Source organism: Flavicella sp., assembly GCF_029238425.1.
In the GTDB taxonomy this organism is placed as follows: domain Bacteria; phylum Bacteroidota; class Bacteroidia; order Flavobacteriales; family Flavobacteriaceae; genus Flavicella.
Genome location: NZ_JAQWGB010000001.1, coordinates 1 through 12,816 on the forward strand (window position 1 = coordinate 1; position 12,816 = coordinate 12,816).

General features: G+C 33.7%; 12 protein-coding genes. 4 read left to right on the forward strand and 8 right to left on the reverse strand.

The genetic code is table 11. The features are described from left to right. Nucleotides 1–109: 109 nt before the first annotated feature. Together P8H68_RS00005 and P8H68_RS00010 are read right to left on the reverse strand one after the other, a co-directional pair. Nucleotides 110–1,357, reverse strand: a complete 1,248-nt coding sequence (locus P8H68_RS00005; protein WP_300319950.1) for a competence/damage-inducible protein A — start codon at nucleotides 1,355–1,357, stop codon at nucleotides 110–112. Between the two features lie 74 nt (nucleotides 1,358–1,431). Next, nucleotides 1,432–2,328 (reverse strand): LysR family transcriptional regulator, encoded by an 897-nt coding sequence (locus tag P8H68_RS00010; protein WP_300319952.1) that lies wholly within the window; start codon nucleotides 2,326–2,328, stop codon nucleotides 1,432–1,434. Nucleotides 2,329–2,421: 93 nt separating this feature from the next. On the opposite strand from P8H68_RS00010, the gene P8H68_RS00015 reads away from it, so the two are divergent. Next, on the forward strand, nucleotides 2,422–3,168 hold the full coding sequence (locus P8H68_RS00015; RefSeq protein ID WP_300319955.1) for an SDR family NAD(P)-dependent oxidoreductase: 747 nt from the start codon (nucleotides 2,422–2,424) through the stop codon (nucleotides 3,166–3,168). Between the two features lie 50 nt (nucleotides 3,169–3,218). On the opposite strand, the gene P8H68_RS00020 is transcribed toward P8H68_RS00015, so the two are convergent. From P8H68_RS00020 to P8H68_RS00030, 3 genes are read right to left on the reverse strand one after another with little or no spacing between them, the layout of a single operon-like run. After that, nucleotides 3,219–3,830 (reverse strand): fumarylacetoacetate hydrolase family protein, encoded by a 612-nt coding sequence (locus P8H68_RS00020; RefSeq protein WP_300319958.1) that lies wholly within the window; start codon nucleotides 3,828–3,830, stop codon nucleotides 3,219–3,221. A 10-nt stretch (nucleotides 3,831–3,840) separates the two neighbouring features. Further along, nucleotides 3,841–4,713, reverse strand: a complete 873-nt coding sequence (gene purU, locus P8H68_RS00025) for a formyltetrahydrofolate deformylase (RefSeq protein ID WP_300319961.1) — start codon at nucleotides 4,711–4,713, stop codon at nucleotides 3,841–3,843. A gap of 43 nt (nucleotides 4,714–4,756) precedes the next feature. Next, nucleotides 4,757–5,617, reverse strand: coding sequence for a 1,4-dihydroxy-2-naphthoyl-CoA synthase (locus P8H68_RS00030; protein WP_300319964.1), 861 nt, complete (start codon nucleotides 5,615–5,617; stop codon nucleotides 4,757–4,759). A gap of 243 nt (nucleotides 5,618–5,860) precedes the next feature. Here P8H68_RS00030 and P8H68_RS00035 point away from each other — a divergent pair, with 243 nt between their 5' ends. Further along, entirely contained in the window at nucleotides 5,861–7,141 is a 1,281-nt protein-coding gene (locus P8H68_RS00035; RefSeq protein WP_300319967.1) for a hypothetical protein, read from the forward strand. Nucleotide 7,142: 1 nt separating this feature from the next. Here P8H68_RS00035 and lpxB read toward each other — a convergent pair whose 3' ends face one another. The 3 genes from lpxB to surE are packed head-to-tail and all read right to left on the reverse strand — an operon-like array spanning nucleotide 7,143 to nucleotide 9,310. Next, nucleotides 7,143–8,252 carry a lipid-A-disaccharide synthase gene (lpxB, locus tag P8H68_RS00040; RefSeq protein ID WP_300319969.1) on the reverse strand — a complete coding sequence of 370 codons (1,110 nt, stop codon included), beginning with the start codon at nucleotides 8,250–8,252 and terminating at the stop codon, nucleotides 7,143–7,145. A gap of 1 nt (nucleotide 8,253) precedes the next feature. Continuing rightward, a complete protein-coding gene (locus tag P8H68_RS00045) occupies nucleotides 8,254–8,538 on the reverse strand; it encodes a hypothetical protein (RefSeq protein WP_300319971.1) in 285 nt (94 codons plus the stop codon). A 1-nt stretch (nucleotide 8,539) separates the two neighbouring features. Beyond that, nucleotides 8,540–9,310: a 5'/3'-nucleotidase SurE gene (gene surE, locus P8H68_RS00050; protein ID WP_300319973.1), complete on the reverse strand. Its 771-nt coding sequence runs from the start codon at nucleotides 9,308–9,310 to the stop codon at nucleotides 8,540–8,542. Nucleotides 9,311–9,549: 239 nt separating this feature from the next. Between surE and P8H68_RS00055 the strand changes: the two genes are divergently transcribed. Then, nucleotides 9,550–11,688 carry a carboxy terminal-processing peptidase gene (locus P8H68_RS00055; RefSeq protein ID WP_300319975.1) on the forward strand — a complete coding sequence of 713 codons (2,139 nt, stop codon included), beginning with the start codon at nucleotides 9,550–9,552 and terminating at the stop codon, nucleotides 11,686–11,688. Nucleotides 11,689–11,696: 8 nt separating this feature from the next. After that, on the forward strand, nucleotides 11,697–12,782 hold the full coding sequence (locus P8H68_RS00060) for an ABC transporter permease (protein WP_300319977.1): 1,086 nt from the start codon (nucleotides 11,697–11,699) through the stop codon (nucleotides 12,780–12,782). The last annotated feature ends 34 nt before the right edge of the window (nucleotides 12,783–12,816 follow it).

Below are 12,816 nucleotides of genomic sequence, written 5' to 3' on the forward strand. Positions count from 1 at the left end.
TTTTTTTCCTGTAAGTTCACAAACTCTAGACATCTTTAAAACTCTTTTATTGTTATTTTCTAAACGAGGTGCAAATTAACGATTAATTCTAGATACCACCAAACATTTTTCAATAGTTTTTTAATATTTCTTTTCTTAAAATTTCCAAAGCTTTGTTTGAACTTCTGTGTATGACCTTCTCTCTTGGTTTTCCAAAATTAAACTCCTCGGAATAAACCCCTGAATCAGATGCTATTGCAATACAAACTACACCAACAGTTTTGTCGGTTTCATCTGTTGTGGGTCCTGCATTACCAGTGGTAGCAATTGCAAAATTCGCTTCTGATTTTTTCAACATACCCGATGCCATTTCTTCTGCTACTTGCGTACTTACCACAGAATACTTTTCTATTGTACTTGGCAACACTCCCAATTCATTTATTTTTACCTTTTGGGTATAAGCCACTAAGGAAGCAACAAAAAATGCTGAAGCTCCAGATTTCTCTGTTAACATAGAGGTCAAATACCCCCCTGTACAACTTTCTGCAACGGCCAATGTTTTATTATTTTTTTTAAGCAAACTAGCAATAAGCTCCACAATACTTTCGTCATCTTCATAACCTACAATTAACTCCCCTAACTGATGTTGCAACTTACTAACCTCAGCAGCAATTGTTTCTTCTAGAGCTTGCTTATCAAAATATTTACCAGACAATCGTAATTTCACTTTTCCAGGAGAAGGTAAATACGCCAAACTCAAAATAGCAGGAAACTCCTCTTCCCAAGTCTCTAACTTTTCTGCCAAAGCACTTTCACCAATACCATACGTGATAATTGTTTTATGTTGGATAAAAGGCAATGTAAATTTATTTCTTAAAAAAGGTAAAACTTGACCTGTCATCAATCCTTTCATTTCAAAAGGTACTCCGGGCATACTCACAAAAACAGTATCATTCTCATCAAAAAGCATTCCTGGTGCAGTCCCAAGTTCATTATGCAAAACTGTACATTTTGAGGGTACCAATCCTTGCAAACGGTTCAATTCCGAAAAGGGAATATTTCTTTTAGAAAACATGCTCTTGACATGTTTTACTACCGAGTCGTTTAGTATCAATTCATCAGAAAAATATTTAGCGAAAGTATGTTTGGTTATATCATCCTTTGTAGGGCCTAAACCTCCTGTTACCAAAACCACATCAACTCTTGACTGAGCATCTCTAAAGGCTTGTAATATATGTGCTTCATCATCTTGAATAGAGGTTACCTGATACACCGACACCCCTATTTTATTCAATTCAGTGGCCATCCATTGAGAATTTGTATCTACAATTTGACCTATCAAAATCTCATCTCCAATGGTAATTATTTCTACTTTCAAATTCTATGTTTTTTAAGAGCAGCAAAAATACAGAAGTACAGTTGATTAATAGAACATTAACCCAAAAATATTCTTTAAAATTCTAGCTTACTTTTTAGAATCAATCTTATCTTTTCTGTCAATTCTTTAGGAGCTTTTTTCTTACTAGAAACTAACATTAATGATCTAAAATTTACATCTCCTAAGGTACAGGTTTTTAAATGCCCTTGTTCTTCAAAATTCTTAACATGAGAATCAAAAGCAATGGTCATACCAGAACCTTTAGCCAACATTTGCAGCAGATCAAATTCATTCGGGATAATATAATTGGGAACAATCGCCGGCCTCCTTTTATCAAATACATGCATCCAATAGACTTTTAAGAAATTTGAAGTTGCATCATGTGCATACCATGTTTGATCCGTTAATATCTTCTCTGCGGCATGGGTGTCTTTTTTATAAATTTTGTGAATATTTTCCAAATCAATATCTGGTGTATATGCAATTACCATTTGCTGATCTACCAAAGGGAATACATGCATATCCAAAGTATCAATGACATCCGGAACGATCGCAAAGAGTAAATCTCCATCTTCAACTTGACGTGTTAACTCTTGTTTCTTTCCAAACTTAACATGAACCTGACTCCCTATACTCTGTAAAACATCTCCAAGTACTGTTTGAAATAAATGAGAAGAAATGCCAATGCTTATAATTCTGTTTTCTTTTAAATATTTCTGACCTATTTTATTCTCTATCTCTTCCAAAGACTCGATAGTACCAGAAACCATCGTATTCAGAATCTTACCTTCATCTGTTTCTAAAACCCCTTTTGATTTCCTTACAAATAGTTTTTTATTCAGATAGCCCTCTAACGAACGAATATGTTGACTTACTGTTGGCTGACTTATATACAACAACTCAGAAGCCTTGCTCAATGATTTAGTTTTATACACTACTCTAAAAGTTCTAAGCCACTCAAGATTTATCATGTTATTAATATTTTTATATCATAGAATCAAAAATACAATAATCACTAATAACACAAACTCAATACCTTTGAAAAAACTTTAAATAAAAAAAGTATGGAAACTACAAAAATCAACATCGAAGGAAAAACCGTTTTTATAAGCGGAGCAAACAGAGGAATTGGAAAAGCTATCGTAGAAGAACTAATATCTAAGGGCGCGAGAAAAATCTATGCTGGAGCCAGAAACACAGAATCATTAAAAACGCTGCAAGCCAAATACGGAACTATCATTGTTCCGATACAATTGGATGTAACCGACATTGCATCCATCCAAGCCGCTGCAGCGCAAGTTGAGGATCTAGATATTTTAGTAAACAACGCAGGAGTTTTTTCAATCGGTAAAATATTCTCAAAAGAAGCAAACGCTAGTCTAGAGGAGAATTTGAATGTCAATGTATGGGGGTTGATCAATCTATCGAATGCCTTGATAGAAAAACTTAGAAAGAACTCAACAACCGCAATTGTCAATATTTCTTCCTTAGCTGGACTCGGTAATATGCCAATGTGTGCGACCTACTCGGTTAGTAAAGCCGCTGTTCATAGTATAACCCAAGGAATGAGAGGAGAATTGGCAAACACCAACACCTTAACTATGGGAGTATATCCGGGCCCAATTGACACCGACATGGCTGCAGACTTACAAATGGACAAAGACATTCCAGAGAATGTTGCAAAAGATATTGTAAACGGACTCATTGAAGGGATTGAAGATGTATACCCAGATGCTATGTCAAAAGAAGCTAGCAGTGTTTATATCACAAACCCAAAAGCTATTGAACAAAATTTTGGAACCTTTGCATAAATTCCAAACATCCCACAACAAAAAACGCCTAACTATTGTTAGGCGTTTTTTTATTTTATTTTTATCTCAAAACTCTTTTTTCCGTTGAGTTCCCCAATGAGAATATCGTTCTCTGCAACCGGTCCGACTCCAGCGGGTGTTCCCGTAAATATTACATCTCCTTTTTTCAAGGTTAAATATTGTGATACAAAAGCAATCAATTCATCTATTTGCCACAACATAGAATTTGTATTCCCCTCTTGCACCAAAACATCATTTTTTTTCATTGAAAAAGAAAGATTTTGCAAATCTCCCAAACTCTCTTTTACAACAAACTCACCTATCACAGCACTACCGTCAAATGCTTTCGCTTTCTCCCACGGCAACCCTTTTTCTTTACATTTATTTTGAACATCTCTTGCTGTAAAATCTATCCCTAATCCAACTTCATCATAATATTTATGTGCAAATTTTGAACTGATATGTTTTCCAACTTTATTTATCTTTACCAATACTTCAACTTCATAATGCACTTCATTGGTGAAGGTCGGGATAAAAAACGGCATCTTTTTAGGTAGTATTGCCGAATCTGGTTTCAAAAAAAACACCGGTTCTTCTGGCTTTTCATTTTCCAGTTCTGCAATATGTTTTGCATAATTTCTACCAATACAAATAATCTTCATCTCTTTCTATTTACTCACCCGTCATAGGAAAAACAATCGCCTTGTTTCCATCTACAATGATCTGATTATTTAAATGACAACTCACCGCTCTCGCTAGTACCATTGTTTCAATATCTGCTCCAATTTTTTTCAAAGAATCTGCTGAGCTTTCATGTGTCACTCTTTCTACACCTTGCTCAATGATTGGACCTTCATCCAACTCCTCAGTTGCATAATGTGCCGTGGCTCCAATCAATTTAACTCCACGCTCATAAGCTCTTCTGTATGGATTTGCTCCTTGAAAGGCAGGTAAAAATGAATGATGGATATTTATGATTTGGCTAGGATAATGATTGATAAAATCATTGGTTAAAATTTGCATATAACGTGCCATAATAATCAAATCAATACTATTGCTATCAAACAATTCTATCAAGTCTCTTTCCTGTTCTTTTCGGGTATCTTTAGTTACTGGCAAATAATGAAAAGGAATACCAAACATATCTGCTACAGGTTTCAATTTCTCATGATTGCTTACCACCATCTTTACATCACAATGAAGCTTTCCTTCCTTATGCCTATGTAACAAATCGTATAAATTATGACTTGTATGAGAAACCATGATTGCTACTTTCTGTTTTTTACGACCGTAATCTACCTTCCAGCTAATTTTATAAGCCTCTGCCAAACGAGCAAAACGCTCTTCTAGTTGATCCTTACTTAATACTACCGATGCATCTGAAGCTACACGCAAACGCATAAAAAAACGCTGTTCCTCTTCGTTTGTATACTGCTGTGAGCTAACAATATTAAATCCTTCCTGATAAAAGAAATGAGTCAACTTTGCTATAATTCCTTTTTGATCCGGACATTTAATTAAAAATGTAACTATTTGTGGTTTCATCTATTCTTAGACTTTAATGTTTTTTAGTAGTAAACTGTTTCACTTACACTATATATTTTTTATCAAAATTTGGCTTTCTTTTTTCCAAAAAAGCATTTCTACCTTCTTTAGCTTCCTCTGTCATATAAGCCAAACGAGTTGCTTCCCCAGCAAAAACTTGTTGTCCAACCATTCCATCATCCGTTAAGTTCATGGCAAACTTCAACATTTTAATAGACATTGGTGATTTTTCTAAAATTTCTTGAGCCCATTCATAAGCAGTATCCTCTAATTCTTCATGTGGAATAACAGCATTTACCATCCCCATTTCGTAAGCGTCCTGTGCTGAGTAATTTCTACCCAAGAAAAATATTTCTCTTGCTTTCTTTTGACCAACCATCTTTGCCAAATATGCTGATCCATATCCACCATCAAAACTAGTAACATCAGCATCTGTTTGTTTAAAAATAGCATGTTCTTTACTCGCTAAAGTCAGATCGCAAACTACATGCAAACTATGTCCACCTCCCACTGCCCAACCTGGCACTACTGCAATGACCACTTTTGGCATAAAGCGAATCAATCGTTGTACTTCTAATATATTCAGTCTATGCGAACCATCTTCTCCGACATACCCTTTATGACCACGAGCTGATTGATCTCCTCCTGAACAAAAAGAATACACTCCGTCTTTTGTAGAAGGTCCTTCTGCAGATAATAAAATCACACCTATGTCATTATCCTCCTGCGCATTGTAAAATGCATCATATAACTCCGAGGTTGTTCTTGGTCGAAATGCATTTCTTACATTCGGTCTGTTAAACGCAATTCTTGCAACATTGCCAGATTTGTTATAAGTGATATCAGTATACGCTTCTCCTAAATGATTTGAAGGCTTTACAGGTTGCCAATTTGCTTGTGTCATCTTTTTTTATTTTGGTTGTAAATATATAACTATTGAAAAAAACATTGAAAGCTTTGGATTAAATTTTATAGGATATCATTTTTCTAAAAAACAATTTCATTTTTTCTTCGTTAACATAGTATAATATGTAAATTTGCTTCCATCGGATGTTCGTAGAAAAAAAAAGTTTATTATTTTTCACTTTTTACGAAAACCTAAAATATATTGTACATTCGGAAACAAAAAACTGCGATCACTTCATATATGAAAAAAAATAATCTGTTTCTTATTTTCTTATTTCTGACATTCAAATTTTTTGCACAAGAAATAACAGCAATAGACATTCATTCCACCTACCTTAATGAAATAAAAGTTGTTAAAATTTTCATTCCTGAAGGTTATGAAGAATCTCGACAAAGATATCCTTTGACACTTGTAATTGATTCGGAAACTCTTTTCGATTCTTATGTTGCGGATGCCAAATTATTCTCTAAAAATAAAGCAGTTCCTAAACAAATTATTCTTGGAATCACACATTTTGCAACTTCAAACAAATCTAGAGACTATGGATTTAATGTTTTGAATAGTTTTCCGCATGAAAACAGTATGAATACATTAAATTTTATCAAAGAAGAATTAATTCCTAGAATAAAGAATGACTACAGAATTGCCTACTTTAAAACTGTTGTTGCCAATGATTTGAGTGCCAACTTTATCAACTATTTTATTTTCGATAACAAACCAGTGTTTAGCGGTTATATTAGCATCAATCCTGAGCTTGCTCCTGACATGCCGGATTATATGAAAAGATATGCAACGCAAATAAAGGGTGATGATACTTATTATTACATGTCGCATGGAAATAATACTGAAAAGAAAAAACTTGAAGTAATCAATGCCACAGATGTTGGGTTGATAGGAGTTTCCAACGTATATTTCAATTACCGATTTGAAAACTTCAAAAAAACTAATAATTTAATCAGCACACCTCAAGCCATTGCAAGTGCTATGGAATTTGTATACTCTATGTATTCTCCTATTGATGATGAGGAGTTTGAAAAAAATATTTCCTATTTGTCTCCTCTGGCTGCCATGGAATACCTGCAGTACAAATATGAAAATATCGAGTATTTATTTGGAGAGAGAATTCCAATTCGACAAGAAGATTTTGTTCGCTTGGAATCTATAGTAATAGACGAAGAAGATGGAGAACATTTATTAGAATATGGTGAATTGGCCCTAAAAGTACATCCAACAAGTCCTTTAGGAAATTACTACAACGGTCAATTTTATGAAAAGTCTAAAGAATACGACGAAGCTCTTTTAGCTTATAAAAAAGGATATGCTAAAATCCCAGAGAGCTCCCCAAAGAGCATTGGATACTTTATGAATATCAAAAGAGTTCTATCCCTTCAAAAACTGGAACAAGAAGCCTTGAATGAGCCGATGTCTGAGGAAGAATTAGAAGAAGATTCTCTTGAAGAGGAAGAAACTTCTCAAGAGAATGAGGAAACACCAGAAGAAACTGAAACAGCAAACGAATAGTTTACTTATTCAATTCATAAATCATTTTTGCTGTTTTCATTGAAGCACCAGCACCCCCCAGTTTATGTTCTAGAAGATTGTAATTGACTAGCAATTCCTCTCTTGTTTCTCCTGCAATAATTTTATCCAATTCTAACTTTAAATTTTTCTTGGTAAAATCATTCTGAATCAATTCTTTTACTACCTCTTTATCCATGATCAGATTTACCAAAGAAATGAATTTTAGAGTAATAATTCTTTTGGCTATTTGATACGAAATATTACTTCCTTTATAACAAACAACTTGTGGGATTTTAAACAAAGCCGTCTCTAAAGTCGCAGTTCCAGAAGCCACTAAAGCAGCCTTTGATACTGATAATAAATCATAGGTTTTATTCGTTACAAAACTTACATTGTCCGTTTTGATAAACGTTTTATAAAAATCATAATCTTGACTCGGTGCGCCTGCTATTACAAATTGATATTCTTTGTAATCTTCGACCAAGGATAACATCACCGAAAGCATCTTTGTTATCTCTTGCTTTCTACTCCCAGGTAATAAAGCAATGATGGGCTTCTCGTTTAAATTGTTTTCTATTCTAAAACTTTTATCATCCATCAACTTTCTATCAGCAATGGCATCAATCAACGGGTGACCAACAAAATTAACCTTGTAATCATACTTCTTGTAAAATTCTTTTTCAAAAGGTAAAATCACAAACATATTGTCTATATCTCTTTTGATGTCAATCACACGTTTTGCTCTACTCGCCCAAACTTGTGGAGAAATGTAATAATTCGTTTTAAATCCTTCCTGTTTTGCCCATTTGGCCATTCTTAAATTAAAACCAGAATAATCAATAAATATGATAGCGTCTGGCTGATACTCTGCAATATCATTTTTACAAAACTTTACATTTCCAAGAATTGTTGAAAGATTCATTAAAATCTCAACAAAACCCATAAAGGACAGTTCCTTATAATGCTTGACCAAAGTTCCTCCAACTGCCTGCATTAAATCACCACCCCAAAATCTAAATTCAGCGTTAGGATCTTCCTTTTGCAAAGCTTTCATCATATTAGAAGCGTGTAAATCACCTGAAGCTTCTCCAGCAATAATATAATATTTCATACTATATAAATTTTGTAAATAAGGTTACCAATGCAGTTAGTATCGTTGCCAACAAAACTCCTTTTGCCCTATTTTCTTGATTCTTTTTTAAATAAACAAAAAACACAAAAATATTTGCGATGGCTCCTAAAGTTATAATCTGGCCATACAAATCACCATCCTGTATCATCTCCCAAGTTGTGATAAAATCGAACTCAGAAAAAAGCTCAACATACAGATATATACCTGACAATGTTGCAAATATGGCAACTAAAAAACCGATGAGTACTTCCTTTTTTTGACGCATCCTATAAATCCCAAGTATTTAATTTCTGAATAAAATGATGGGCTGTCAAATCAAATTGAACGGGCACCAAAGAAATATAATTATTTTCTAAAGCAAACTCATCCGTATCCTCTCCTCCATCTAAATTCTCAAAAACACCTGTTAGCCAGTAATATTCTTTTTTCATCGGGTTTACACGCTTGTCAAACTTTTCATTCCAATTTGCTCTAGCCTGTCTACCTACCTTTATTCCTTTGTATTTTTCTGCTGTGAGTTTAGGGAAATTTACATTCAAAACCACTCCGTCAGGCAAGCCATTCTCTAAAACATTCTGAGCAATTTTTTTAACATAAGACTCCAAACCATTAAAGTTAGCATCCCAATCATAATCCAACAATGAAAAACCAATAGAAGGAATCCCTTCAATTCCAGCTTCAATAGCGGCACTCATAGTCCCAGAATAAATAACATTTATAGAAGCATTACTTCCATGATTGATCCCAGATACACAAAGATCGGGTTTCATTTTCATCACTTCCTTAATACCTATTTTAACACAGTCAGCTGGAGTTCCAGAACAAGTATATTCATCCACTCCAGTAATTTCTGATTTTACTTTTGTCAAATACAAGGTTGCATCTAATGTTATTGCATGTCCTTTTCCGCTTTGTGGCGTATCAGGTGCCACTACAACTACATCCCCCAAACTTGTCATCACCTCAATTAACTTGCGAATTCCAGGTGCTGTAATTCCATCATCATTGGTTACTAAAATCAAGGGTCTCTTGGCCATACATATATTTTATTCGCACAAATTTACTATAATTTTATAGGACAACAGATTGAATATTTAACATTTTCTAAAGATTAAATGCAGCGTGTATTTTGTACTCTTGTATTCATAAGGTTGAAACTTATAAATTTCAACCATATTTTTCAGTATTTTAAGGTTTGATTACAAAAATTGAATGTATCTTAGTAGTTACCAAATTCTGAAAGAGAAATTTACCATACACATTAAAATTCAAGCATTTGAAAAAATATATTTTTAGTCTTAAAAGAAAAGCACAAATTTTAGGAGCTCTTGTTGTTTTAACCGGAGTCTTAGTAGGTTTTACTTATGAACCGACAACAAACCCTGACCCTAAAAAAGACAAGGTACTTGTTGGAGTTTTGCGATATATCTTAAAAAACGGTCACTACGAACCTAAAGATATTGACGATGAATTTTCAGAGGCTGTTTACACAAAGTTTATTGATGAGATGGATCCTGTAAAAAGGTATTTCATTAAAAGTGATATTCATGATTTTGAACAGTTCAAATACAAAATTGACGATCAGTTAAAAAGAGAAGACCTGAGTTTCTATACTTACGTGATGGAACGTTTTGAATTGCGTCTTGAAGAAACGAGAACTTATTACCAGGAAATTTTATCACAACCTTTTGACTTTGACAAAAAGGAAAAAATTGAAATGAACTATGAAGAAATGGATTTTGCTAAAAATCAAAATGTACTAATAGATTCATGGAGAAAGCAAATGAAATTTAATGTTTTGAACAGACTTCAGACCTTAACTGCAATCGAAGAAGATAAAGCGAAAGAAGATAAAAACTACAAGAAAAGGGATTTTAAAACTTTAGAGATTGAAGCTAGAGAAAAAACCTTAGAAAATATTAATGATTTTTATGAGCGTATTACAGAACTAGACCACACAGATTGGTTCTCTACTTTTGTAAACTGTATGGTGGAGGAATTTGATCCCCATACCACTTATTTTGCTCCGAGAATCAAAGAACAATTTGACATTAATATTTCAGGAAAAATTGAAGGTATTGGTGCTAGATTGCAAGAAAAGAACGACTATACAAAAATTGTTGAGCTTATTTCTGGAGGACCGGCTTGGAAGCAAGGTGACCTAGAAGTTGGAGATATTATTTTAAAGGTTGCTCAAAAAGATTCTGAAAGTGTAGACATCGTAGGAATGCGTTTGGATGATGCTATCAAATTGATCAAAGGAAAAAAAGGTACAGAAGTTATTTTAACAGTTAAAAAAGTTGACAATTCTATTCAGAAAATTACGATTGTTAGAGATGTTGTAGAATTAGAAGAAACCTTTGTAAAGTCTAGTATCGCCATCAAAGACGGTAAAAAATACGGAGTGATCAATTTACCAAAATTCTATATAGATTTTGAAAACCCAAATGGTAGAAACTCGGGTTCTGATATGGAAAAAGAAATTGAGGCTCTTAAAAAAGAAAACATCGATGGTTTGTTGATTGACTTGAGAAACAACGGTGGTGGATCTTTAAAAACAGCGATTGATATCGGTGGGTTATTTATTGAACAAGGACCTATTGTTCAAGTTAAATACAGAGATAACAAACCTTCTGTTAAAAAGGACTCTGATTCTGATATGCAATGGGACGGTTCTTTAGTAATTTTAGTAAATGAACTTTCAGCTTCTGCTTCTGAAATTTTAGCAGCAGCCATGCAAGATTATAACAGAGCTGTTATTTTAGGAAGTAAACAAACTTACGGGAAAGGAACTGTTCAGAATGTAATTCCTTTAAACAAATACTACAATTATCCTGATGATCTAGGAGCTGTAAAATTAACCATTCAAAAATTCTATAGAATAAACGGAGGTTCTACACAACTTGAAGGAGTAAGATCTGATGTTACCATGCCAGATAAATATAGTTATGTAGAAATTGGTGAAAGAGATCAAAAAAACCCATTAGGTTGGGACAAAATCCCTAGAGCTAGTTATGAAGAAATGGATTTCTATAAAAACTTTGATGAAGTTGTAAATAACAGTAGACAGCGAATTTCTGAAAGCGATGAGTTTAATAAAATCAATGAATATGCGATTTGGTTGAAAAATGCTCAAGACAACAATACTTTTTCTTTAAATTTTGATACCTATTTAGAGGAAGATAAAAAACATCAATCTGAAATAGATCAATTTAAAGATGTATTCAAACATGAGTCAAAATTAGAATTCAGATCTCCAGAAAAAGAATTACCCCTTATTGCTCAGGATAGTTCATTGGCTGCAAAGCGTGAAGCTTGGCACGAGAACTTAACCAAAGACATCTATATTGATGAAGCTTTGAAAGTATTGAGTGAATTAGAACCTAAAAAAAACAATCTTATTGCTAAAAAATAAGATTTAGAATGAGAAAAAAATCAAATTCTCTTAGTCATACAGCAGTCCAGAAGTTCAAAGAAAGTACTTCTGGACTTTTGTCTTTTATCTACATTTGTATTTGCGGGTTGATTGCGATATTCTGCTATGTAATAAGTCCGGATAATTCTAGCAATGCCAATCAAATGCATTTGGAGATCCATTCTAGAAAACCTGGTTTCACAACAAAAATGTTAGAAATCCCTGTAGAACAGAAACAATCTGTTTTCAGTTTTTTATTGCATGGTAAAACAACACCAAATATTGAAATTCCTATTTCAGAATATCGTGTAGACGAAAAAAACTTATCTGTAACGGAAATCTCAAGTAAACAAGGGGAAGAATTGACATATCCCTTATCTGATTTTGAAAACTCCATTGATACCTATATCAAAACTAAAACCTATTATTTTGGTACTGATCGCTATGGTAGAGATTTATTAAGTAGAATTTTAATTGGGACAAGAATTTCATTTTTTATCGGGTTTATTGCTGTGTTTATTTCTCTTGTTTTAGGAATAAGTATAGGAGCTACAGCGGGATATTTTGGAGGTAAAGTTGATACGTTTATCATGTGGTTGATCAATATCACTTGGTCCATCCCAACTTTGTTACTGGTCATTGCCATTACCCTAGCACTTGGAAAGGGATTCTGGCAAGTTTTTATTGCCGTAGGGGTGACGATGTGGGTAGAAGTAGCAAGAGTTGTTAGAGGACAAATTCTAAGTTCTAAAAAATTGCAATATGTAGAAGCTGCTAAAGCATTAGGCTATTCAGACCTTCGCATTATCTTTAAACATATATTACCCAATATCATGGGGCCCATTATTGTGATTTCAGCAGCCAATTTTGCTGGTGCGATTCTTATTGAAAGTGGTCTTAGTTTTTTAGGTATTGGTGCACAACCTCCTACTCCATCTTGGGGAGGAATCATCAAAGATCACTTTAATTATATCATTTTAGGGAAGCCTTATTTGGCTATTATTCCTGGAATTGCAATTATGAGCTTGGTGATGTCATTTATGCTCATTGGAAACACGTTGAGAGATGCTTTAGATGTAAAAAGTAAATCTTAATTTTTTTTCCATCTAATCAAATTCTCAAAAGCAT

Coding starts and splice junctions, on each gene's coding strand:
- P8H68_RS00010 (WP_300319952.1), bottom strand. CDS start 2,328: ATGATAAATCTTGAGTGGCTTAGAACTTTTAGAGTAGTGTATAAAACT.
- P8H68_RS00015 (WP_300319955.1), top strand. CDS start 2,422: ATGGAAACTACAAAAATCAACATCGAAGGAAAAACCGTTTTTATAAGC.
- P8H68_RS00020 (WP_300319958.1), bottom strand. CDS start 3,830: ATGAAGATTATTTGTATTGGTAGAAATTATGCAAAACATATTGCAGAA.
- purU (WP_300319961.1), bottom strand. CDS start 4,713: ATGAAACCACAAATAGTTACATTTTTAATTAAATGTCCGGATCAAAAA.
- P8H68_RS00030 (WP_300319964.1), bottom strand. CDS start 5,617: ATGACACAAGCAAATTGGCAACCTGTAAAGCCTTCAAATCATTTAGGA.
- P8H68_RS00035 (WP_300319967.1), top strand. CDS start 5,861: ATGAAAAAAAATAATCTGTTTCTTATTTTCTTATTTCTGACATTCAAA.
- lpxB (WP_300319969.1), bottom strand. CDS start 8,252: ATGAAATATTATATTATTGCTGGAGAAGCTTCAGGTGATTTACACGCT.
- P8H68_RS00045 (WP_300319971.1), bottom strand. CDS start 8,538: ATGCGTCAAAAAAAGGAAGTACTCATCGGTTTTTTAGTTGCCATATTT.
- surE (WP_300319973.1), bottom strand. CDS start 9,310: ATGGCCAAGAGACCCTTGATTTTAGTAACCAATGATGATGGAATTACA.
- P8H68_RS00060 (WP_300319977.1), top strand. CDS start 11,697: ATGAGAAAAAAATCAAATTCTCTTAGTCATACAGCAGTCCAGAAGTTC.